Source organism: Kosakonia pseudosacchari, from assembly GCF_900184035.1.
Lineage (GTDB): Bacteria > Pseudomonadota > Gammaproteobacteria > Enterobacterales > Enterobacteriaceae > Kosakonia > Kosakonia pseudosacchari.
Genome location: NZ_FXWP01000025.1, coordinates 44,413 through 67,044 on the forward strand (window position 1 = coordinate 44,413; position 22,632 = coordinate 67,044).

Genomic DNA, 22,632 nt, shown 5'->3' on the forward strand with positions numbered 1-22,632 from the left:
GAACAAACCATGACGCAATCCTATAACGCTGATGCCATAGAGGTACTCACCGGGCTTGAGCCGGTTCGCCGCCGTCCGGGGATGTACACCGATACCACGCGCCCTAACCATCTGGGCCAGGAAGTTATTGATAACAGCGTCGATGAAGCGCTGGCCGGCCACGCTAAGCGCGTGGACGTGATCCTGCACGCCGATCAGTCGCTGGAAGTGATCGATGACGGGCGCGGTATGCCGGTGGATATCCACCCGGAAGAGGGCGTTCCGGCCGTTGAGCTGATCCTCTGTCGTCTGCACGCGGGCGGTAAATTCTCCAATAAAAACTACCAGTTCTCTGGTGGTTTGCACGGTGTTGGTATCTCGGTGGTTAACGCCTTGTCCCGCCGCGTGGAAGTGACCGTCAAGCGTGACGGCCAGGTCTATAGCATCGCGTTTGAAAACGGTGAAAAAGTGCAGGATCTGCAAGTGATCGGCACCTGCGGTAAACGCAATACCGGCACCAGCGTGCATTTCTGGCCGGACGAATCCTTCTTTGATAGCCCGCGTTTTTCCGTTTCCCGTTTGACGCATCTGCTGAAAGCCAAAGCCGTGCTTTGCCCGGGCGTCGAGATCACCTTTAAAGATGAGGTGAACAACGCCGAGCAGCGCTGGTGCTACCAGGATGGTCTGAACGATTACCTGAGCGAAGCGGTAAATGGCCTGCCGACGCTGCCGGAGAAACCGTTTATCGGCAATTTCTCTGCGGAAACCGAAGCGGTCGATTGGGCGCTACTGTGGCTGCCGGAAGGCGGTGAACTGCTGACGGAAAGCTACGTCAACCTGATCCCCACCATGCAGGGCGGCACCCACGTTAACGGTCTGCGTCAGGGGTTGCTGGACGCGATGCGTGAATTCTGCGAATACCGCAATATTCTGCCGCGCGGCGTGAAACTGTCGGCGGAAGATATCTGGGATCGCTGCGCTTATGTGCTGTCGGTGAAGATGCAGGACCCGCAGTTCGCCGGGCAGACCAAAGAACGATTATCGTCCCGTCAGTGTGCTGCGTTTGTCTCTGGCGTGGTGAAAGACGCATTCAGCCTGTGGTTGAACCAGAATATTCAAACGGCGGAACTGCTGGCGGAGATGGCCATCTCCAGCGCCCAGCGCCGTATGCGCGCCGCCAAAAAAGTGGTGCGCAAAAAGCTGACCAGCGGCCCGGCGCTGCCTGGCAAGCTGGCGGATTGTACCGCGCAGGATCTGAGCCGCACCGAACTGTTCCTCGTGGAAGGTGACTCGGCGGGCGGCTCCGCGAAACAGGCGCGCGATCGTGAATACCAGGCGATCATGCCGCTAAAAGGCAAGATCCTGAACACCTGGGAAGTCTCTTCCGATGAAGTGCTGGCCTCGCAGGAAGTGCACGACATTTCGGTGGCAATCGGTATCGATCCAGACAGCGACGATCTGAGCCAGCTGCGTTACGGCAAGATCTGTATTCTCGCGGATGCGGATTCCGATGGACTGCACATCGCCACATTGCTGTGCGCATTGTTTGTGAAGCACTTCCGTGCGCTGGTGAAAAATGGCCACGTTCATGTGGCGCTGCCGCCGCTGTACCGTATCGACCTCGGCAAAGAGGTGTATTACGCGCTCACGGAAGAAGAAAAAACCGGTGTGCTGGAGCAGTTAAAACGCAAAAAGGGTAAACCGAACGTACAGCGCTTTAAAGGGCTGGGCGAAATGAACCCGATGCAGTTGCGCGAAACCACGCTTGATCCGAATACCCGCCGCCTGGTGCAACTGGTGATCAACGACGAAGACGAGCAGCAGACCAACGCGATGATGGACATGTTGCTGGCTAAGAAACGTTCAGAAGATCGCCGCAACTGGCTACAAGAAAAAGGCGATATGGCGGATATTGAAGCCTGATACAGTCCGAAAGGTTTACCCGGCTAGCGAATGCGCGGGCCGGGTAAGTAAGCAGAGTGTGCAACGCAGCCACTTTCACCATCAGTTCAGTTTGGGATAGTTGCTCTTCTCGTAGCGATAGATATTGACCAGTGCGCGGCCGCAGTTCGGGCTGCCGTGGCGCAACCCGTCTGACAGGGCGCTTTTCAACTGTGGCAGTTTCATCAACTCTTGCTGAATAAGTTGCGGCAAGATGTCGTTGAACTGATTCACCGCTTCGTTAAATCCGCTCTGAACCCCAACGGCTAAACCGTCTTTAAACCCGTCCAGATACGAACCTCCACCGCCACCTCCAGCGCTTTGCGAGCCTGACAGCCATTCGCCTTCCTGCGCCGCTACCTGCGGCAGATTGCTTTTTGCTTTATCGGACATAAGTCCCCCTTTTCATGTACATGATTGATTGCGCTGACGGTACAATCAGTCAGCGCCGCCAATGTAGCCCGCTGGCAAAGGGGTTGGTATGCCACAGGAAATTATTTTTTCAGTATTGTTATTTATCTTTAAGTGTGTTAGCTGCACGGTGATTGGCTGATCGATCCCGGCGCTACTTTTACGGAGGCTTATGACGTGGTAATCGACATTCAGGAAAGAATTACGAAAATCTTCGAAACCGGCATCTATTACCACGCGGCGCTGCAAAAATATAAAAGCCAGGTTGAGGGCATTGATTACCTGGAAAAAATGGTTGTGCAGAGTTCCATTCCCGCAAAGACGGATTTATGGAATGCGATCAATTTATATTTGACTGAGCATCATCCATATAAGGCGCAGCAAATCTATTTTGTCCTTGCAGGAAAAGCCGCGCATACGGATATTCCGCGCTATGTCAGGATGATGAAAATGGATAGGAACCTCGTTCTGTCATTAGATATTTTATCCGAAGCGCTCAGAAAGAAATTAAGTGCCGAGTTACTGCTTGAAAATTATTTTTCCGTGCACCATCTGACAAAAGGCTTTACGTTTTTTGATGAGCAAGCACTCGCAGACATATTGCAAAAGCTGCGTCCGCTGGAGTTAATTCGTAAGGATAATCTGCTGTTCTGTAATCGTATCTCGTGTCAAATAGACAAACAGAGCGGTTATATTTCTGTTTATTACGATGACAAGAAAACCTCTTTCCGCCAGGCGTTGAAATGGGCTGTGGCGGTTGTCGGCAAGCAAGATGGCCTGGAAACGCTGAGTGAAGGAAAAACCGCGTTAACTCTTAAAAATTGTGCAGGTATCCTCGCGACATTTGCTTTTGAGAGCCAACGAAAAGCTCCCGGCATTGGCAAGCAGCAGTTTTTTAAGCAATTATGTGATAAATACCCTTATGAAACCGAAGTAGGGTTTGCCGATACGCGCTTTATTACTCGCGCACAAGAGAAGATTGATGAGATAAAGAACGTTATTACTCAGTTCTATGAAATCAATAAAGAAGATAAAACGCGTGAGGCATTTTTATTTTCTGAACAGCCCAAAATTGAGTCGCTGGATAATGTCGATCCGCACACCAGACTCAAAAGTGCCTTATCAATTTATGTGAATTATCATGCCTGGCTTTTGGCAGACTCTGAATTATTTCGCGCGTTGTATACTATACGAACTGCTATTGATACGGATTTGCAAGGCTGCAAAAGAAATGAAGCGCAAAGAAACTCTGATTTATTATCGATTCTTAATGGTATGAATGTTTTTGATGATCCTGATGTCGCAACGATTAAACAAAAATATGCTGCCGTACTTGAAAAGCTAAATGAACTGTCGCCGGGCTTTAAATGCTGGGGATATTTTTTCTGTGAAGATTTTGTTCCCTCTCTTGCGGGAATTATTGCCCTCTTTTCGCAGCTGAAAAAATCCTGCGGCGATGATTTTTCTCAGCTTACGCATGCTGATATCTCACCTGAAAAAATTCATATCGATCTGAAAAAGGCGATAGTCATTAATATGCTTTTACCCCAGCAAAATATGTTTACTGCTGCGGGTTATGGTGCCGGGAACCCGGCGAAAATCCTGCCACATAATAATAAAGAGGATGTCGTGGGCAATATTCAGGCCGCGCTCGATCTTTTTGATGGCCACTTACTGCGGCACTATCTTTCCCATGTCACGCTGGATAATAAACTGAAAAAACTCGAAGAGTTGTTATGGGGTATGCATTACCACTATGAGAAGGCGTGGGGGGCAGTAAAAATCACCGATGATAAATGCCTGCAGCAAATCGATGCGTGGTATGACGAGCCGGTTTCTGTAAGCCGTTTTCAACTGGGGAAAAAAGCGGCCAGGGAATTGATTAATAGCTTTAGGTTGCCGATGAAAAATGCTGGTGGGCGCTAAGCATGAGCACCTATGCCTCAGCAGAAGTAGCCCGGCTTTTCCGGTATTGCAGCGGCGTTTCGCCAATGCCTTTCTTAAACGCGCTGATAAAGTAAGTCACATCGGAAAACCCCACTTCGCTGGCGATATGGTGAATGGCCAGTGCGCTATGCAGTAACAAGTCGCATGCTTTGCGCAAGCGCAGGGTGTTCAGATACTGGTGGATGGGTTCGCCGGTCTCAAAATGGAAACGGCGCGAGACATAGCTGCGGGATTTGCCCAACTCCTGCGCCAGCCGCGCAAGGCTGAATTTCTGCCGGTAATTCTCCTCCAGCCAGAACATCACCGGTGTGGCAATGCCGTTGCGTTCATCCGGTAATTTCTGCTTATCTTCTGGCAACATACTCAATAGATTAAGCAACAAACAGGCGACCTGCTCGCCATTCAGACTGTGGTTTTCGGCAAGCCTCGCGTAGCTGCTAAACAGGTGGTCGATATGCGGGTGAATCGCCGCGACATCCATTACCACCGCCGGGCCACCGCGTAAAGCGAGATGCTGCAATCGCTGGTGATTGTGCGGGAACGCGCGCAGATTTTGCAGCACGGCGTGGTGATCAACGTGAATAATGGTGCGGCGATAGATAGCCTGCGCTTGCTCATCCACCATCACTTTATGGATGGTGAAAGGCGGAAAGAAAAAGAGCCGCCCCGGCCGCATGGTGTACTGGCGGTTATCAACCATCACCACACCAAAACCCTCTTCTACATACAGCACCTCCAGACACTGGTGCCAGTGATGGTAGCGTACGGTATTGGCGAAAAGTCGGCTAAACGATACCACTGCATCGTTTAACGTGATCAGTTCAAGACGTTCGTTCTGCAATGGTGTCGTCATAGTGCAACCCATCTCAATTTTTACCCCGCAAGGCACATTTATAAACCACGGTTTTAAATTTTCTCAACAGTGGGTTCAGGCAAAGCATGCCGATGTGACAGAGCTAACATTTCCGGCGGTTGTTCATTAACTATCCTTCAGCCACACCATGAGGGAGAGAACGCTATGCAGGCGGCGGAAGTGAAAACATCAAATCCATTGTCATCCCGTGACGATGTGGTCGGCGCGTTGAAGCAGATGCTGGCGGCGCTGGATAAACAGTTTCCTGAAGGGGCGTCGCATTTCTCGCTGGGAGCCACCAGCGCGCATTACAGCGATGCGATTGCCGAAATGGAAGGGCTGTCCCGCGCGTTGTGGGGGCTGTTTCCGTTAATGGCAGGCGGCGACGCAGAACCCTTCAGCCACAAATATCTGGCGGCGATCAAACGCGGCGTCGATCCACAAAGCGCGGGCTACTGGGGGGCAACAGAACCCTACGATCAGCGGCTGGTGGAGATGGCGGCTTATGGTCTGGGGCTGGCGCTGCTGGGCGATAAATTGACCGCGTTGCTGAGCGAAGCGGATGTCCGCAATCTGCACCAGTGGCTGAACCAAATCACCGACGCGCAGATGCCTGACAGCAACTGGAATTTTTTCGCCATCATGGTGCAGCTTGGTTTTAAACGCGCCGGATTACCCTGGGATGCCGCAGCCATTGAACGGCGTTTTCGCATGATGGATGCCTACTACCTTGGCGACGGTTGGTATTCCGATGGCCCAGGACGACCAAAAGATTACTACATCTCAATGGCGTTTCATTTTTACGGGTTGATTTACGCCACGCTGAATGGGGAAGACGATGCATCGCGCGCGGCGACGCTGCGCGAGCGGGCAACACTTTTTGCCGAAGATTTTATCTATATGTCAGCGGCGCAGGGCGAATCAGTGCCTTTTGGCCGCAGCCTGACGTACCGTTTCGCGATGGTGGCCTTCTGGAGTGCGGTGGCCTTTTCCGGGCTGGCGGTGTTTTCACCTGGCGTGGTGAAAGGGGTTGTCCTGCGCCATTTGCGCTGGTGGTTACAGCAGCCGATTTTCGATCGCGACGGCATTTTAACGCTCGGTTTCGCCTACCCGAACCTCGCGATGTGTGAAGACTACAATTCGCCGGGCTCGCCATACTGGGCGCTGAAAGTTTTCCTGATTCTGGCGTTGCCGTCATCAGACGATTTCTGGCAAGCACCAGAACTGCCGCTGCCTGCGCTAAACACGCAGCGTACGATTGCGCCTGCCGGGCAGATCATTGTCCACAGCGATCGCTCGCGGCATGTCTGGATGCTCACCGCCGGCCAACTGGAGCTGAACAACTACGTCAATACCGAGGCGAAGTACACCAAGTTTGCCTACTCCAGCCGTTTTGGTTTCACCATTGAACGCGGGCGGTACGGAATTAAACACGCCGCCTGCGATTCGATGTTGCTGCTCAGTGAAGGAGATAACTATTTTCGTGGTCGCCGTGAGTGCGACGAGGTGGTTGTGACAGAACAGGCGATTTTCTCGCGCTGGTCGCCGTGGGCAGACGTGCATATCGCAAGCTGGCTTATACCGTGCGGTGACTGGCACTTGCGCGTGCATCGCATTGATTCCGCACGTCATTTGCAAAGCGTGGAGGGCGGTTTCGCGGTGCTGAAAGCGCCGCACCGCAACGAGCAGGGCGGTAGCCTGGTGAGCGCGGAAAATGGCGTTAGCGGCATCTTTGAATTAGCGGGCACTGCGCCGCGTGAAGCCGATAGCGTGGTCACACCGCCCAACAGCAACATTATGTTTTCTCCTTGCGCGTCAATCCCGGTGCTGCGTGGAAATATTGCGCCGGGCAGGCAGTGGCTGGCCTGTGCGGTTCAGGCTGCTATTACGGAGCAGGCTTTTGATTTTGTCTTACCGCAGTTGCACATCGAAGAACAGGCGCTGGTAATTAATACACCGGAGCAGAAAAACAATATTGTTATTGCCTTTTAATTCCCGGTTACGGCCGGGCTATGAACTCTGAACCCTACATGCTTTCGTCGAGGATAGTATGGAAAAGATCACCATAAATAATAAAGCCGAATATTACAAAATCAGTAGCTTTATCTTTCTCTATTTTTTTACCTGGTCGGCAAGTATCGGTCTGCTGGCTATCTGGTTAGGACAAAAAGCCAATCTTAGCGGCACAGTGATTGGTACGGTGTTTGCCATTAATGGCATCTTTTCCGTTATTTTAAAACCGATCTACGGTTATATTCTGGATAAAATCGGCATGAGCAAATATTTGCTCTATTTTGTCGTGCTGATGTCGGCATTAATGGCGCCCTTTTTTATCTACGTTTATCAACCGTTATTAATTTCTAATACTTTGCTGGGCATTATTGTCGGGGCTATCTATTTAAGTTTTGCCTGGTATGCGGGTGTCGCCGCCTGCGAATCTTATACCGACCGCTACAGCCGCTTAAACGGCATGGAGTTTGGCCAAATCAGGATGTGGGGCTCGCTCGGTTGGGCGGTGGCGTCCTCGTTCTCCGGCCTGCTGTTTAACCTCTCACCGGCGTATAACTTCATCATGGGATCGGTCGCGTCGCTTATTATGCTGGCGGTGTTGCTGAGCCTGAAAGTCAACGTTAACGCCGCCAACGCCAGCGAGGTGCTGACCAAGGAGAAAATCGCCCCGGCAGATGTCTACGCCCTGCTGCGTAACCGCAAATTCTGGGCTTTCTGTCTCTATGTTGCCGGTGTAGCGTGGATGATGTTTATCGCCGAGCAGCAGTTCTCCCGCTATTTCGTCACCTTCTTTGACGACGTTCATCAGGGCAACGCCGTGTTTGGTTACCTGGGCACGGTACAGTCCGGCATGGAATTCGTCATGTATATGGTGATCCCGCTGTTTGTGAATTTCATCGGCGCGAAACGCGGGTTATTGATTGTCGGGCTGGTGGTGGGCGCGCGGTTGATTATTTCCGGGCTGTGCGAATCGCATCTGCTTATTTCAGTATTAAAACCGTTATACGGTCTTGAGATTTGTCTGCTGCTGGTATCGGTATTTAAATATATTGCTGAACATTTCGATAAACGCGTTAATGCCACCATGTATTTATTAGGCTACCAGGCCATGTTATATGTCGGTAACGTTGTGGTCTCTTCCCCGGCCGGTATTTTGTATGACCGTATTGGTTTTGAAAATACCTATATTATTATGGGCTGCGTGGCGCTGACCTTCACATTAATTTCCCTGTTTACGTTATCGGCCTGCCAGAGTAAATGGCGTCAGCATAGCACCCTGGATATTGCGGGAAATAACTAACGCGTTAACGGCTATTTTAAATTATGCACCAACAAGGAACCGAAATATGTTAAGTAAAATCGTTGAGGAAACGTTACGCGATTATCCCGGCGCACCTGTGGATGCGCAGGTATTTAAAGATGAAATTGCTTCTGCGCGTAGCCATACCCTTGAACTGATTCGCCGTCATTTAACGGAATTCGGAGAATATTTTCCCGCCGAAACCTGCGTGCAGGGTTATTACCCGTTAACCGACAATGTTGAGTGGACCACCAGTTTCTGGACCGGGCAGCTTTGGCTGGCGTGGGAAATGAGCGGTGATGAGCCGTTCCGTGCGCTGGCAGAGCGCCATGTGCGCTCGTTCGGCCTGCGCATTGCCGGGCGCAGCGACACTAACACTCACGATCTCGGCTTCTTATATACGCTTTCGTGCGTGGCAAGCTGGCGGCTGACTGGCAATCGCGATGCGCGCGCTTTCGCCCTGCTGGCGGCAGAAGTGCTGCTGGAGCGCTTCCACCACAAAGCGCAGATTATCCAGGCGTGGGGCGATCTGCGCGATCCCGAACAGGCCGGTCGGATGATCATCGACTGCAATATGAACCTGCCGCTGCTCTACTGGGCGACCGAACAGACCGGGGATCGGCGCTTTGCTGATGCGGCACAAGCCCATGTGCGGCAGGCGGCGAAATACCTGATTCGCGAAGATGCCTCCACGTTTCACACCTACTATATGGATATCGACACCGGTGCGCCGCGTTATGGCAATACGCAGCAGGGCTACGCGGATGATTCCTGCTGGTCGCGCGGGCAGGCGTGGGGGATTTACGGTTTTCTGCTGAGCTTTATCTACACCGGTGATCGGCAGATGGTGGCGCTGTCGAAACGGCTGGCGAACTACTTTCTCAACCGCTTGCCGGAAGATGCGGTGTGCCACTGGGATCTGGCGCTGGTGGGCACCGATGCGCTGCGCGATTCGTCATCGGCGGCGATTGCGGTATGCGGCCTGCTGGAGCTGGTTAAGCATCTGCCCGTAACCGATCCGGACAGAGAACGCTATCAGCAATGGGCAATGCGCATTATGTCGTCGCTTAATAAACACTATCTGGCGGGTAAAAACGAAGCGACCAACGGATTGCTGAAACATTCCGTGTATCACCTGGCGAGCAATAAGGGCGTTGATGAGTGTTGTAGCTGGGGAGATTACTTCTATGTGGAAGCGCTGATGCGCTTTTCGCAGAGCTGGAAACTCTACTGGTGAAAAGCAGTGTCCCTCTCTTTAAACGGAGAGGGACAAACGCTTAGAGACCCGCTTCCAGGATGCGGATATGCGTCTCAAGCACGTCGCCTTTTACTGCTTCACTCCAGGCTTTCATATGCGGTGTTTGCAGGTGCGCTTCAAGATGTGCAACGCTTTCCCACTGTTCCACCATCATGATCGAGTCCGGTGCAGTCGCCTGGAAACTCACATTAGCCGCGTGATCGACCAGCGGCGCGTAGCCGTGGCAACCCTCTTCCTGCAATACCACAGGCACAATTTTCGCGAACTCATCGAGTACCGCCTGGCGGTGATGCTGTCCTGGACGGGTACGGATTTCTGCAATTACTGTCAACATGATTAACCTACTCCCTATAAGTCCAGCTTCACAGTTAAGCAAAAATCTCACCGAGATGCTTGCGATATTCTGCGATATAGCGCGGCACGTCCGGCATTTTAATCACGTCGTTAACGATAAAGGTCGGCAGCGCGTCCATACCAAGGAACTGGTTCGCTTTGTGGAACGGCAGGTAAACACCATCAACGCCAACTCCGTGGAAGAACTGTTCTTCATCGGTAAAGGCTTCCATCGGCGCGTTCCAGGTCAGCGACAGCATATAGGTTTTGCCCTGAATCAAACCGCCAGAACCGTATTTTTTCGAGGCGTCAGAACGTGTGCGTCCATCGCTGGCGTACAGTGAACCGTGGCCTTCAGTAAACACATCGTCCATATATTTTTTAACGGTCCATGGCGCGCCCATCCACCAGCCTGGCATCTGCCAGATAATGGTGTCAGCCCACAGGAAGTTATCCACTTCCGCTTTGATGTCGTAATCGCCGTCGGTACGAACGGTTTTAACATCATGCCCGGCGTCGCGCAGAAAACTTTCCGCGACCTCGGTCAGGGTGTCATTCAGCTGGCCGTTAGAGTGAGCGAATTTCTTCGCACCGTTGATAATTAAGATATTGCTCATGAGAGATCCTCGGTTAAATGCGTTTGACCGCGATTTTAACCGGACCAACGGTGCGGAAAAATTGGCAAAACGTGCAAAGACTTTTGCTTGAGCCGCAATAAACGCCGCTACCAGCTCACCTGCGCGATAAAACCGCCTTGCGGATGATTGCCAAACGCGACGCGCATGTGATGCAGGCGGGCAATGCGCTGCACAATCGATAACCCCAGCCCACTGCCGGTTTGCGTTTGTCCCGGCGGGCGGTAAAAACGCTCGCCAATGCGCGCCAGCGCTTCATCGTCAATACCGGGGCCATTATCGCGAACGCTAAACTCAGTAGCTCTCAGCGTCACATCAACCACGCTGCCTGGCGGGCTGTAGCGAATGGCATTATCCAGCAGGTTACGCACCAGCAAACTCAACAAAAGCGGTTGCGCCTGGCGGCTGACCGCAGGAGCATTAAGATGCAGGCGTATATCGATACCGACTTGCTGCGCGGTAGGGTAAATCTCCATCACTGCGGATTGCAGCAGGGAAGCCAGCGAAACCTCTTCCACATCATCAAGGTTGCTCAGGGAGTCGAGCCTGGAAAGTGTCAGTAATTGATCCACCAGACGTGTGGCGCGATCGATTCCGACGTGCAACTGGGCAAGAGCCTTTTGCTGTGCGGCGGGATCATCATCGGAAAGCTGCGCGACCTCGGTTTGCACTTTCAGCGCCGCCAGCGGGCTGCGTAACTCATGTGCGGCATCGGAAGTAAAGCGCCGTTCACGCTGCATCATATTCTGCGTACGATCAAAGAGTTGGTTCAGCGCATCCACTAACGGGCGCACTTCATTGGGAACGCCCTCATTACTGAGCGGATCGGCACGATCCGGCGCCCGTGAGCGTAGCGCCTGCGCCAGTTTTTTCAGCGGCCGCAATTCAAGGCTCAGCAACACGATCAATAGCACCAGCATCAGCGGCAGGGCGATGAGCCACGGCGTGAGCTGCGAGGTGATAATCTCCAGCGCCATCTCGTGGCGATAATCCCACTCCTGGCCGACTACCACACGGAATTTCCCGTTCGGCGCAGTAAGCCACAGAAAACGCCATTGGTCGTCATCATCACGTAGCTGCCCATTTGCAAACCCTTCCCGCCGGTAGTTGTAAGGGATTGCTTTGCCGTTTTCGCCGTCGTTCAGCAGCATGTTGCCGTCGGTCGAATAGATAGCGAAAGCCAGCGCATCATCATCCAGATGACCGTGTTTGATCTTCTTTTTACCGAGCGACGGCGCGGCGTTTTTCAGCGGCTCAAACTCCATCACGCTGAGCCGTTTGGCGAACAGCATTTGCTGGGTATCAAACAGTTTGTCGAGTTTATCGCGGGTTTGCTGCCAGGCAGCGAGACTGGCGCTGAGCCAGGCGACCATCGACAGCAGCAAAAAGAGCATCGTCAGGCGCAGGCGTAAACTCAGCGGACGGGTCAGTTTCATGCGTCTCCCAGGGTATAACCGATGCCATGAACGGTGCGGATAGACGCTGTACCGAGCTTGCGGCGTAAATGGTGGACATGCACTTCCACCGCGTTGCTGGTGACGTCGTCATCCCAGGTATAAAGTTTCTCTTCGATTAATTTACGCGGCAAAACGCGCCCGGCATTGCGCAGTAGCAGCTCCAGCAGGGCGAACTCTTTCGGTTTTAGCACCAGCGTTTCGCCGTCAAGCGTGGCGACCAGATTGCCGGGATCGAGCGTAATATTGCCGTGGCGCAGCAGGCTTTGCGTCTGCCCGTGGCGGCGGCGAATAAGCACTTCGAGCCTGGCCGCCACTTCAACCAGCGCAAAGGGTTTGCACAGATAATCATCTGCGCCGAGGCGCAACCCCTCAACGCGCTGGTCGATGGCATCGCGCGCGGTGAGGATCAACACCGGTTCCGTACGTTTTTTTTCGCGCCAGTCGCGCAGAATATCCAGCCCGTCGATGCCGGGCAGCGTTAAGTCGAGGATCACCGCATCATACGGCGCGCTAAACAGGGCTGCCTTGCCTTGTTTGCCATCGGTAAACCAGTCGACGCTGAAGCCTTTTTTCCCCAGCCCGGCTTTTAAACCGTCACCGATGAGCGTGTCATCTTCCACCAGTAAGATGCGCATTTTGCCTCCTTTTACTCCATGTTATTGGCAGTAAAACCGTTGCTGGTCGACAATGTACAGCGGAAATAAATCTTTTTTCCCGTTAAGAAGTCGTTAAGGAGTGACGGGTTAAATGGACGTTAACCATCGTAAGGGAGATAAAACATGAAAAAGATTGCTGCACTTGTCGCTGTTCTCACACTCTGTTCCGCCCCCGTTTTCGCGGCGAATCCTGGCGGCTTTACCGGACCGGGCGTAACCTCGCAAAGCGGCGGTTTTACCGGGCCGAACGGCAGCAAAGCAACCGTTGAAAGCGCGAAATCACTGCGCGACGACGCCTGGGTGACGCTGCGCGGTAATATTGTCGAGCGCATCTCTGATGATACCTATCTGTTCAAAGATTCGACCGGCACCATCAATGTCGATATTAACCACAAGCGCTGGAACGGCGTGACCGTTGGGCCACAAGATACGGTAGAGATCCAGGGCGAAGTCGATAAAGACTGGAATTCAGTCGAAATCGATGTCAAAGAGATCCGCAAAGTCACGCAGTAAGCGCTAAACGCGCGCGAAAAAATCGCTCATCGCTATGACTCCTCGCCGCAGATAAGGTAGTATCTGCGGCAATATTGCCGCCGCACAGGCGGGCGCATACGTTGAGGAATCACGATTAATGAGCGATATGGCAGAGCGCCTTGCGCTGCATGAATTTACGGAAAACGCATACCTGAACTACTCCATGTACGTCATCATGGACAGGGCGTTGCCGTTTATCGGTGATGGCCTGAAACCCGTTCAGCGTCGCATCGTTTACGCAATGTCAGAACTGGGGCTGAACGCCAGCGCGAAGTTCAAAAAATCCGCCCGTACCGTGGGCGACGTGCTGGGTAAATACCATCCGCACGGCGACAGCGCCTGCTATGAAGCGATGGTGTTGATGGCGCAGCCGTTCTCTTACCGTTACCCGCTGGTCGACGGCCAGGGTAACTGGGGGGCGCCGGACGATCCGAAGTCCTTTGCGGCGATGCGTTACACCGAATCCCGTCTGTCCAAATACGCCGAACTGCTGTTGAGCGAACTGGGCCAAGGCACCGTTGACTGGGTGCCGAACTTCGACGGCACGATGCAGGAGCCGAAAATGCTGCCTGCGCGCCTGCCGAATATCCTGCTCAACGGTACGACCGGTATTGCAGTCGGTATGGCAACGGATATTCCGCCGCATAACCTGCGCGAAGTGGCCAACGCGGCGATTACCCTGATTGAACAACCGAAAACCACGCTTGATGAGCTGCTGGATATCGTGCAGGGGCCAGACTATCCAACCGAAGCGGAAATCATCACCTCCCGCGCTGAAATCCGCAAAATCTACCAGAACGGTCGCGGTTCGGTGCGTATGCGCGCGGTGTGGAAAAAAGAGGATGGCGCAGTAGTTATTACCGCGCTGCCGCACCAGGTTTCTGGCGCGCGCGTGCTGGAGCAAATCGCCAGCCAGATGCGCAATAAAAAGCTGCCGATGGTCGATGATTTGCGTGACGAGTCGGATCATGAAAACCCGACGCGGCTGGTGATCGTGCCGCGCTCCAACCGCGTGGATATGGAGCAGGTGATGAACCACCTGTTCGCCACCACCGATCTGGAAAAAAGCTACCGCATCAACCTGAACATGATCGGCCTGGATGGTCGCCCGGCGGTGAAAAACCTGCTGGAGATCCTCACCGAGTGGCTGGCGTTTCGCCGCGACACCGTACGTCGCCGCCTGAATCACCGGCTGGAGAAAGTGCTCAAACGCCTGCATATCCTCGAAGGTTTGCTGGTGGCGTTTCTCAATATTGATGAAGTCATCGAGATCATCCGTACGGAAGATGAGCCGAAACCGGCGCTGATGTCGCGCTTTGGCATCAGCGAAACGCAGGCGGAAGCGATCCTTGAGTTAAAACTGCGCCATCTCGCCAGACTGGAAGAGATGAAGATCCGCGGTGAGCAGGACGATCTTGCAAAAGAGCGCGATCAATTGCAGGCGATTCTGGCCTCCGAGCGCAAGATGAACAACCTGCTGAAAAAAGAGCTGCAAGCCGATGCCGACGCATTTGGCGACGATCGCCGTTCACCGCTACACGAGCGTGAAGAAGCGAAAGCGATGAACGAGCACGATATGCAGCCGTCTGAGCCGGTGACCATTGTGCTGTCGCAAATGGGCTGGGTGCGTAGCGCCAAAGGCCACGATATTGACGCGCAAGGGCTGAGCTACAAAGCGGGCGATAGCTGGAAGTCTTCCGTGAAAGGCAAGAGCAACCAACCGGTGGTGTTTATTGATAGCACCGGGCGCAGCTACGCTATCGATCCGATTACGCTGCCTTCCGCACGCGGTCAGGGCGAGCCGTTAACCGGTAAGCTGACACTGCCGCCGGGGGCGACCGTTGAGCATATGATGATGAGCAACGAGGATCAAAAACTGCTGATGGCGTCCGATGCGGGTTATGGCTTCGTTTGTACCTTCAATGATTTAGTGGCGCGTAACCGTGCCGGTAAAACCCTGATCAGCCTGCCGGAAAACGCCAAAGTAATGCCGCCGCTGGAGATCGAGAACGACAGCGATATGCTGCTGGCGATCACCGCCGCAGGCCGCATGCTGATGTTCCCGGTCAGCGAGCTGCCGCAGTTGTCGAAAGGTAAAGGTAACAAGATTATCGGTATCCCTTCCGCTGACGCGGCGACTGGCGCAGATAATCTTGCGCATCTCTATCTGTTGCCGCCACAAAGCACGCTGACCATCCACGTGGGTAAACGCAAAATCAAACTGCGCCCCGAAGAGCTGCAAAAAGTGCAGGGCGAGCGCGGGCGTCGCGGTACGTTGATGCGCGGCCTGCAAAAAATTGATCGCGTTGAGATTGACGCGCCTTCCCGCCAGGGCGCGGGCGACAGCGAAGAGTAATCTTCGCCGTAAGGCTCCCCACCTTCCCGGTGGGGAGATCTTTCTGAGAAAATTTCCCGTAAAAGCGTTGTTAATTCGTGCATTGCGATTAACAATACGTTTTTTTAAAGGCCGCACACCCTACTGCGGCCTTTAAAAAAATAGCCCAGGCCCGTTGCGGGTCGACGGCGACACAGCCAGCTTCAGCGTGAGGGCTCTGGCGTGCATATAATGCTCAAAGGTATGGGCTTCAGAGGTTTGTTATGCTATTCATTTTTCGCGTCATTATTGTCGTCATCTACTCCATTCTGGTGTGCGTATTCGGTTCTCTCTATTGTTTATTCAGTCCGCGTAATCCTAAACACGTTGCTACCTTCGGTCATATGTTCGGTCGCCTTGCGCCGGTCTTCGGGCTGAAAGTCGAAACCCGTCTGCCGCCAGGCGCGGAAAAGTTCGGCAACGCTATCTATATTGCTAATCATCAGAGCAACTACGATATGGTGACCGCCTCCAGCATTGTGCTGCCGCCAACGGTGACTGTCGGTAAGAAAAGCCTGCTGTGGGTGCCATTCTTCGGTCAGCTTTACTGGCTGACCGGCAACCTGCTCATCGATCGCGATAACCGCGCAAAAGCGCACGGCACCATTGCCGAAGTGGTGAAACAGATCCAGAAACGCAATATTTCCATCTGGATGTTTCCGGAAGGCACCCGCAGCCGCGGTCGCGGTTTGCTGCCGTTTAAGACCGGCGCGTTTCATGCGGCGATTGCCGCCGGTGTTCCGATCATCCCGGTGTGTGTTTCCAACAATGCGAACAAAGTTAACCTTAACCGGCTGCGTAACGGGCTGGTGATTGTCGAGATGCTGCCGCCGGTAGATGTTTCGCAATTTGGTAAAGATCAGGTACGCCAGCTGGCGACGCACTGTCGCGAACTGATGGCGGCAAAAATTGCAGAGCTCGATAAAGAAGTTGCAGAACGCGAAGCAACCGGCCGGGTTTAATCTGTTTTATTTCGCAACACCGGAGGAGAGTAAGCCTCCGGCGCATTGAGTTAGTTTTTCACGGAGCAAATATGTCACTCAGTCGGCGTCAGTTTCTTCAGGCATCCGGGGTTGCGCTTTGTGCAGGCGCGGTGCCGCTGAGGGCAAATGCTGCCGGGCCGCAACCGCCGCTGCCCATTCCGCCGCTGCTGGAATCCCGGCGCGGTCAGCCACTGTTTATGACCTTACAACGCGCGCACTGGTCGTTTGCCACCGGCACACGGGCGCAGGTTTCCGGCATCAACGGGCGCTATCTTGGGCCGACGCTCCGCGTCTGGAACGGCGACGACGTTAAGCTGATTTACAGCAACCGGCTGGCGGAAAACGTGGCCATGACCGTGAGCGGTTTGCAGGTGCCGGGGCCGCTTATCGGCGGCGCGGCGCGCATGATGACCGCCAATAACGACTGGGCGCCGGTACTGCCGATCCGCCAGAGCGCGGGAACGCTGTGGTATCACGCCAATACGCCGAACCGTACCGCACTGCAGGTGTATAACGGCCTGGCGGGAATGTGGCTGGTCGAAGATGATCTCAGCAAATCACTGCCGATCCCTAAGCACTACGGTGTGGATGATTTCCCGGTCATTATTCAGGACAAACGGCTGGATAATTTCGGCACGCCGGAATACAGCGAACCGGGTAGCGGTGGGTTTGTCGGTGATACGCTGATGGTCAATGGCGCGCAAAGCCCGTATGTCGAAGTCTCTCGCGGCTGGGTGCGCCTGCGCCTGTTGAATGCTTCCAACTCCCGTCGTTATCAACTGCAAATGAGTGATGGCCGGGCATTGCATGTGATTGCTGGCGATCAGGGTTTTTTGCCTGCGCCAGTCTCGGTTAAGCAACTTTCACTGGCACCGGGCGAGCGGCGCGAAGTGCTGGTGGATATGACCAACGGCGATGAAGTGTCGATCACCTGCGGTGAAGCGGCGAGCATTATGGATCGCCTGCGCGGTTTCTTTGAGCCGTCGAGCATTTTGATCTCCACGCTGGTGTTGACGCTGCGACCTACCGGCCTGCTGCCGCTGGTTACCGACACGCTGCCGATGCGCCTGTTGCCGTCCGATATTCAGGCCGGTACGCCAACCCGCAACCGCGACATTACCCTGGGTAGCGATCCGGGCATTAACGGCCAGCTGTGGGACACGCAGCGTATCGATATTACCGCCCAGCAGGGCACCTGGGAGCGCTGGACGGTACGTGCAGAGATGCCGCAGTCGTTCCATATTGAAGGCGTCATGTTCCTGGTTCGCAACGTGAATGGCGCGATGCCTTTCCCGGAAGATCGGGGCTGGAAAGATACGGTCTGGATTGACGGGCAGGTGGAGTTGCTGGTGTGGTTTGGTCAGCCTTCGTGGCCGCATTTCCCGTTCCAGTATCACAGCCAGACGCTGGAAATGGCCGATCGCGGTTCGATGGGGCAACTGCTGGTAAATCCCGCGCCATAACTGACCTGGCCTGGTGGCTACGCGCTTATCAGGCCTTGACAAAATCCTCCTTCATTTCGTGCAAGATTACGGCGTATAATCGCCGCCCTTTGATGATTTTTTTACCACTTTTGGAAGCAAGATGAGCGCAATATCCCTGATCCAACCGGATCGTGACCTTTTCTCATGGCCCCAGTACTGGGCGGCCTGCTTCGGCCCCGCGCCGTTTTTGCCGATGTCGCGCGAAGAGATGGATCAACTTGGCTGGGATAGCTGCGACATCATTCTGGTGACGGGTGATGCTTACGTCGACCACCCGAGTTTCGGTATGGCGATTTGCGGCCGTATGCTGGAAGCACAGGGCTTTCGCGTTGGCATCATCGCCCAGCCGGACTGGAGCAGCAAAGACGACTTTATGCGCCTCGGTAAACCGAACCTGTTCTTCGGCGTGACCGCCGGCAACATGGACTCGATGATCAACCGCTACACCGCCGATCGTAAGCTGCGCCATGACGATGCCTACACGCCGGATAACGTTGCCGGTAAACGCCCGGATCGCGCGACGCTGGTTTATACCCAGCGCTGTAAAGAAGCGTGGAAAGATGTGCCGGTGATCCTCGGCGGCATCGAAGCCAGCCTGCGCCGTACCGCGCATTATGATTACTGGTCTGATACGGTGCGCCGATCGGTGCTGATCGATGCCAAAGCCGACATGCTGATGTTCGGTAACGGTGAGCGCCCGCTGGTGGAAGTGGCACACCGCCTCGCTGCCGGTGAACCGATCGGTGAAATCCGCGATGTGCGTAACACCGCGATCATCGTCAAAGAAGCGCTGCCTGGCTGGAGCGGCGTGGATTCCACGCGCCTTGATACACCGGGCAAAATCGATCCGATTCCGCATCCGTACGGCGACGATCTGCCGTGCGCCGATAACAAACCGGTTGAGCCGAAAGCGCAGGAAGCAAAACGCGTTACCGTTCAGCCACCGCGCCCGAAACCGTGGGAGAAAACCTACGTGCTGCTGCCTTCCTTTGAGAAGGTGAAAGCCGATAAAGTGCTCTACGCGCATGCGTCGCGCATTCTGCACCACGAAACGAACCCCGGTTGCGCCCGTGCGCTGCTGCAAAAGCATGGTGACCGTTATATCTGGATCAACCCACCGGCGATCCCGCTGTCGACTGAAGAGATGGACAGCGTTTTTGCACTGCCGTACAAGCGCGTACCGCACCCGGCGTACGGTAACAGCCGAATTCCGGCTTACGAGATGATCCGCTTCTCGATTAACATCATGCGCGGCTGCTTTGGCGGCTGCTCTTTCTGCTCGATCACCGAGCATGAAGGGCGCATTATCCAGAGCCGTTCCGAAGACTCGATCATCAACGAGATCGAAGCGATTCGCGATACGGTGCCTGGTTTTACCGGCGTTATCTCCGATCTTGGCGGGCCAACCGCCAACATGTATATGCTGCGCTGTAAATCACCGCGCGCCGAGCAGACCTGCCGTCGTCTCTCCTGTGTTTATCCGGATATCTGTCCGCACATGGACACTAACCATCAGCCGACGATCGATCTCTATCGCCGCGCCCGCGATCTGAAAGGCATCAAGAAAATCCTCATCGCTTCCGGCGTGCGTTACGATCTGGCGGTGGAAGATCCGCGTTATGTGAAAGAGCTGGCGACGCACCACGTCGGTGGTTATCTGAAGATTGCCCCGGAGCACACCGAAGAGGGGCCGCTGTCGAAGATGATGAAACCGGGGATGGGCAGTTACGATCGTTTTAAACAGTTGTTCGATACCTATTCTAAAGAGGCGGGTAAAGAGCAGTATCTGATCCCGTACTTTATCTCTGCGCATCCCGGCACGCGTGATGAAGATATGGTGAACCTGGCGCTGTGGCTGAAGCGCCACCGCTTCCGCTTAGACCAGGTGCAGAACTTCTATCCGTCGCCGCTGGCGAACTCGACGACCATGTATTACACCGGGAAAAACCCGCTGTCGAAGATCGATTACAAGAGCGAAGAGGTGGTGGTGCCGAAAGGGGATAAACAGCGCCGCCTGCATAAAGCGCTGCTGCGTTATCACGATCCAGCCAACTGGCCGCTGCTGCGCCAGGCGCTGGAAGCGATGGGTAAAAAGCACCTGATTGGTTCACGCCGTGAATGCCTGGTACCTGCGCCTACGCTTGACGAAATGCGCGAAGCGCGCCGCCAGAACCGCCAGTCACGTCCGGCATTAACCAAACACACGCCGATTGTGCATCAGCGCAGCAACGGTAAAAATGCTGCCGCTGCGCCGGCGAAGAAGAAAGCCTCACGCGTGCGCTAAACACATGAAAATCCCGGCGAGATGCCGGGATTTTTGTTTTCTATAGGCAAAAAAGCGACAACGACAGTGTTGTGGCTTGCTGAAAAAACTTAACCCCCAAACTGATCCGGGTCTGGCCCCAGTCGTTTACCGGCATCCAGTTTGGCGATCTCCGCTAGCTCGTCTTTATCAAGGCGGAAATCCCAGACGTTAAAGTTCTCGGCGATACGCGCCGGCGTCACCGATTTCGGGATCACCACCAGACCGCTATCAAGATGCCAGCGGATCACCACCTGAGCAGGTGTTTTGCCGTATTTATCCGCCAGATCGCGAATAATTTTCTGATCAAATACCCCTTCGCCGCCCTGTGCCAGCGGGCTCCATGACTCGGTCTGGATTTTATGCGTCGCATTCCAGGCATGCAGTTGCCGCTGCTGCATTAACGGGTGCAGTTCGATCTGGTTGATAACCGGGATCACGTTGGTTTCATCAATGATCTTTTGCAGGTGGTGGATCTCGAAATTGCACACGCCGATACTTTTTACCAGCCCCTGTTTTTGCAGCTCGATCATCCCTTGCCAGGCTTCAACGTAATGATCGATAGCCGGAACCGGCCAGTGCATCAGATAGAGATCAACGTAATCCAGTTGTAACTTTTTCAGGCTGGTTTTCAGCGCCTCGGCGGGATGTTTTTGATCGTCATTCCACAGCTTGGTGGTAATAAACAACTCCTCACGCGGCACGCCTGCGCTGGCTAAGGCTTTGCCAACGCCCTCTTCGTTCTGATAGGCGGCGGCGGTATCAATGGAGCGATATCCCACCTCCAGCGCCTTTTGGATGGCGGTTACCACTTCCTCGTTGCTCGCTTTCCACACGCCAAGACCCAGTTGCGGCATCAGGTTGCCGTCAGAAAGCTTAATCACGGTTGGATGTGTCATGCATTTCTCCTTTGAATAAGCTTACCGGGACGAGCCCGGTAAGGTGATGTGCATTAAGTGTGGTCGAAAAAACCAAAAACGGAAGGCGGGGCAATACGACCTTAGCGTGCCGCTTCGTAAATACGACGGCTCACATCCAGCGTGATATCCTGGCGTTCGCCCAGTTTCGTCATGCCGTGCTCTTCCAGTTTCGCCAGCAGTGCCGGAATGGAACTGCCATCCAGGCCGTAACCGGAAAGACGGGTCGGAACACCCATGCTTTCGAAGAAGTTGCGCGTGGCTTCGATAGCCGCATCAATGCGCTCACTTTCAGAACCTTCAGTAATGTTCCAGACGCGCTCGGCGTATTGCAGCAGTTTTTCGCGTTTAGTGTCGCGTTTCTCATTCCACAGCGCAGGCAGAACCACCGCCAGCGTCTGTGCGTGATCAAGACCATGCATCGCTGTCAGTTCATGGCCCAGCATATGCGTGGCCCAATCCTGCGGCACACCTGCACCAATCAGGCCGTTCAGCGCTTGTGTCGCCGCCCACATCACGTTGGCGCGTACATCGTAGTTTTCCGGCTCCTGCAACGCTTTCGGGCCTTCTTCAATCAGCGTCAGCAGAATGCCTTCGGCAAAGCGATCCTGAATTTTGCCATTGACCGGATAAGTGACGTACTGCTCAACGGTATGAACAAAGGCATCGACCACGCCGTTCGCCACCTGGCGCGGCGGCAGGGTGTAGGTGTAGACCGGATCCAGCACCGCAAAGACCGGCTGAACGAACGGGGAGTGGAACGCCTGCTTGTCGCCGGTCGCTTTACGTGACACCACTGCGCCCGCGTTGGACTCGGAACCGGTCGCCGGTAGTGTCAGCACGGAACCCATCGGGATCGCGCTTTTAATTTCGCCGCCGCGCGTTTGCAGAATGTGCCACGGATCAACGCCCTCGGCATAGTGCGCCGCAGCGGCGATAAATTTGGTGCCGTCCAGCACGGAACCGCCGCCGACCGCCAGCAGGAAGGTGATGTTTTCATCTTTAACAACCTGTACCGCTTTCATCAGCGTTTCGTAGGTTGGGTTCGGTTCGATGCCGCTGAATTCACGCACATCCAGACCTTGCAGCGCGCTGTAAACCTGGTCGAGCACGCCGTTTTTCTTCACGCTGCCGCCGCCGTAGGTGATCAAGACACGAGCGCCAGCCGGGATTTGCTCGCGCAGATTGGCGATGGCACCTTTGCCGAACAGGATGCGGGTCGGGGTATGCAGATTAAAATTGTTCATTGCTCGTTCCC

The 22,632-nt window shown here is 54.4% G+C and carries 17 protein-coding genes and 1 pseudogene; 10 read left to right on the top strand and 8 right to left on the bottom strand.

Annotated features, from left to right (window positions below; all coding sequences use genetic code 11):
* Positions 1–9 precede the first annotated feature (9 nt).
* Complete coding sequence (gene parE, locus BN2591_RS18850; protein ID WP_086873383.1) at positions 10–1,902, top strand: DNA topoisomerase IV subunit B; 1,893 nt, start codon at positions 10–12, stop codon at positions 1,900–1,902.
* Between the two features lie 81 nt (positions 1,903–1,983).
* On the opposite strand, the gene BN2591_RS18855 is transcribed toward parE, so the two are convergent.
* Positions 1,984–2,313, bottom strand: a complete 330-nt coding sequence (locus BN2591_RS18855; protein ID WP_086873384.1) for a hypothetical protein — start codon at positions 2,311–2,313, stop codon at positions 1,984–1,986.
* Between the two features lie 195 nt (positions 2,314–2,508).
* Between BN2591_RS18855 and BN2591_RS18860 the strand changes: the two genes are divergently transcribed.
* Positions 2,509–4,257, top strand: coding sequence for a hypothetical protein (locus BN2591_RS18860; RefSeq protein WP_086873385.1), 1,749 nt, complete (start codon positions 2,509–2,511; stop codon positions 4,255–4,257).
* Positions 4,258–4,267: 10 nt separating this feature from the next.
* On the opposite strand, the gene BN2591_RS18865 is transcribed toward BN2591_RS18860, so the two are convergent.
* Positions 4,268–5,131, bottom strand: coding sequence for a helix-turn-helix transcriptional regulator (locus tag BN2591_RS18865; protein WP_086873386.1), 864 nt, complete (start codon positions 5,129–5,131; stop codon positions 4,268–4,270).
* Between the two features lie 165 nt (positions 5,132–5,296).
* Here BN2591_RS18865 and BN2591_RS18870 point away from each other — a divergent pair, with 165 nt between their 5' ends.
* From BN2591_RS18870 to BN2591_RS18880, 3 genes are read left to right on the top strand one after another with little or no spacing between them, the layout of a single operon-like run.
* Positions 5,297–7,123 (top strand): DUF2264 domain-containing protein, encoded by a 1,827-nt coding sequence (locus tag BN2591_RS18870; protein ID WP_086873387.1) that lies wholly within the window; start codon positions 5,297–5,299, stop codon positions 7,121–7,123.
* Positions 7,124–7,181: 58 nt separating this feature from the next.
* Positions 7,182–8,441: an oligosaccharide MFS transporter gene (locus tag BN2591_RS18875; RefSeq protein ID WP_086873388.1), complete on the top strand. Its 1,260-nt coding sequence runs from the start codon at positions 7,182–7,184 to the stop codon at positions 8,439–8,441.
* 46 nt (positions 8,442–8,487) lie between these two features.
* Entirely contained in the window at positions 8,488–9,678 is a 1,191-nt protein-coding gene (locus BN2591_RS18880; RefSeq protein WP_086873389.1) for a glycoside hydrolase family 88 protein, read from the top strand.
* A 40-nt stretch (positions 9,679–9,718) separates the two neighbouring features.
* Here BN2591_RS18880 and BN2591_RS18885 read toward each other — a convergent pair whose 3' ends face one another.
* The 4 genes from BN2591_RS18885 to qseB form a co-directional block, all read right to left on the bottom strand.
* Positions 9,719–10,033 carry a putative quinol monooxygenase gene (locus BN2591_RS18885; RefSeq protein WP_086873390.1) on the bottom strand — a complete coding sequence of 105 codons (315 nt, stop codon included), beginning with the start codon at positions 10,031–10,033 and terminating at the stop codon, positions 9,719–9,721.
* A 34-nt stretch (positions 10,034–10,067) separates the two neighbouring features.
* Positions 10,068–10,649 carry an NAD(P)H-dependent oxidoreductase gene (locus tag BN2591_RS18890; protein ID WP_086873391.1) on the bottom strand — a complete coding sequence of 194 codons (582 nt, stop codon included), beginning with the start codon at positions 10,647–10,649 and terminating at the stop codon, positions 10,068–10,070.
* Between the two features lie 107 nt (positions 10,650–10,756).
* The gene (qseC, locus tag BN2591_RS18895; RefSeq protein WP_086873392.1) at positions 10,757–12,103 is read right to left on the bottom strand and encodes a quorum sensing histidine kinase QseC; all 1,347 of its coding nucleotides are present in this window, start codon (positions 12,101–12,103) and stop codon (positions 10,757–10,759) included.
* Positions 12,100–12,759: a quorum sensing response regulator transcription factor QseB gene (gene qseB / locus BN2591_RS18900; protein ID WP_065370044.1), complete on the bottom strand. Its 660-nt coding sequence runs from the start codon at positions 12,757–12,759 to the stop codon at positions 12,100–12,102. The genes qseC and qseB overlap by 4 nt, the downstream gene beginning before the upstream one ends.
* 144 nt (positions 12,760–12,903) lie before the next feature.
* Here qseB and BN2591_RS18905 point away from each other — a divergent pair, with 144 nt between their 5' ends.
* The 5 genes and pseudogenes from BN2591_RS18905 to BN2591_RS18925 all read left to right on the top strand — a co-directional run bounded on the left by BN2591_RS18905 (position 12,904) and on the right by BN2591_RS18925 (position 20,439).
* Positions 12,904–13,293: a YgiW/YdeI family stress tolerance OB fold protein gene (locus BN2591_RS18905; RefSeq protein WP_086873393.1), complete on the top strand. Its 390-nt coding sequence runs from the start codon at positions 12,904–12,906 to the stop codon at positions 13,291–13,293.
* A gap of 118 nt (positions 13,294–13,411) precedes the next feature.
* Positions 13,412–15,670: a DNA topoisomerase IV subunit A gene (gene parC, locus BN2591_RS18910; protein WP_086873394.1), complete on the top strand. Its 2,259-nt coding sequence runs from the start codon at positions 13,412–13,414 to the stop codon at positions 15,668–15,670.
* 242 nt (positions 15,671–15,912) lie between these two features.
* Entirely contained in the window at positions 15,913–16,650 is a 738-nt protein-coding gene (gene plsC, locus BN2591_RS18915; RefSeq protein ID WP_086873395.1) for a 1-acylglycerol-3-phosphate O-acyltransferase, read from the top strand.
* A gap of 71 nt (positions 16,651–16,721) precedes the next feature.
* Positions 16,722–18,134 (top strand): cell division protein FtsP, encoded by a 1,413-nt coding sequence (gene ftsP, locus BN2591_RS18920; protein WP_086873396.1) that lies wholly within the window; start codon positions 16,722–16,724, stop codon positions 18,132–18,134.
* Positions 18,135–18,169: 35 nt separating this feature from the next.
* Positions 18,170–20,439: pseudogene (locus BN2591_RS18925) on the top strand (YgiQ family radical SAM protein).
* 89 nt (positions 20,440–20,528) lie between these two features.
* Here BN2591_RS18925 and dkgA read toward each other — a convergent pair.
* Together dkgA and yqhD are read right to left on the bottom strand one after the other, a co-directional pair.
* On the bottom strand, positions 20,529–21,356 hold the full coding sequence (gene dkgA / locus BN2591_RS18930) for a 2,5-didehydrogluconate reductase DkgA (RefSeq protein ID WP_086873398.1): 828 nt from the start codon (positions 21,354–21,356) through the stop codon (positions 20,529–20,531).
* A gap of 101 nt (positions 21,357–21,457) precedes the next feature.
* On the bottom strand, positions 21,458–22,621 hold the full coding sequence (gene yqhD, locus BN2591_RS18935; RefSeq protein WP_086873399.1) for an alcohol dehydrogenase: 1,164 nt from the start codon (positions 22,619–22,621) through the stop codon (positions 21,458–21,460).
* Positions 22,622–22,632: the final 11 nt, after the last annotated feature.

What these genes read in the sequence shown, in the direction of transcription:
- yqhD (WP_086873399.1), bottom strand. Translation starts at nt 22,621, where the DNA reads ATGAACAATTTTAATCTGCATACCCCGACCCGCATCCTGTTCGGCAAA.
- ftsP (WP_086873396.1), top strand. Translation starts at nt 16,722, where the DNA reads ATGTCACTCAGTCGGCGTCAGTTTCTTCAGGCATCCGGGGTTGCGCTT.
- BN2591_RS18880 (WP_086873389.1), top strand. Translation starts at nt 8,488, where the DNA reads ATGTTAAGTAAAATCGTTGAGGAAACGTTACGCGATTATCCCGGCGCA.
- dkgA (WP_086873398.1), bottom strand. Translation starts at nt 21,356, where the DNA reads ATGACACATCCAACCGTGATTAAGCTTTCTGACGGCAACCTGATGCCG.
- BN2591_RS18870 (WP_086873387.1), top strand. Translation starts at nt 5,297, where the DNA reads ATGCAGGCGGCGGAAGTGAAAACATCAAATCCATTGTCATCCCGTGAC.
- BN2591_RS18875 (WP_086873388.1), top strand. Translation starts at nt 7,182, where the DNA reads ATGGAAAAGATCACCATAAATAATAAAGCCGAATATTACAAAATCAGT.
- qseB (WP_065370044.1), bottom strand. Translation starts at nt 12,759, where the DNA reads ATGCGCATCTTACTGGTGGAAGATGACACGCTCATCGGTGACGGTTTA.
- BN2591_RS18865 (WP_086873386.1), bottom strand. Translation starts at nt 5,131, where the DNA reads ATGACGACACCATTGCAGAACGAACGTCTTGAACTGATCACGTTAAAC.
- BN2591_RS18855 (WP_086873384.1), bottom strand. Translation starts at nt 2,313, where the DNA reads ATGTCCGATAAAGCAAAAAGCAATCTGCCGCAGGTAGCGGCGCAGGAA.
- parC (WP_086873394.1), top strand. Translation starts at nt 13,412, where the DNA reads ATGAGCGATATGGCAGAGCGCCTTGCGCTGCATGAATTTACGGAAAAC.
- parE (WP_086873383.1), top strand. Translation starts at nt 10, where the DNA reads ATGACGCAATCCTATAACGCTGATGCCATAGAGGTACTCACCGGGCTT.
- plsC (WP_086873395.1), top strand. Translation starts at nt 15,913, where the DNA reads ATGCTATTCATTTTTCGCGTCATTATTGTCGTCATCTACTCCATTCTG.
- BN2591_RS18885 (WP_086873390.1), bottom strand. Translation starts at nt 10,033, where the DNA reads ATGTTGACAGTAATTGCAGAAATCCGTACCCGTCCAGGACAGCATCAC.
- BN2591_RS18905 (WP_086873393.1), top strand. Translation starts at nt 12,904, where the DNA reads ATGAAAAAGATTGCTGCACTTGTCGCTGTTCTCACACTCTGTTCCGCC.
- qseC (WP_086873392.1), bottom strand. Translation starts at nt 12,103, where the DNA reads ATGAAACTGACCCGTCCGCTGAGTTTACGCCTGCGCCTGACGATGCTC.
- BN2591_RS18890 (WP_086873391.1), bottom strand. Translation starts at nt 10,649, where the DNA reads ATGAGCAATATCTTAATTATCAACGGTGCGAAGAAATTCGCTCACTCT.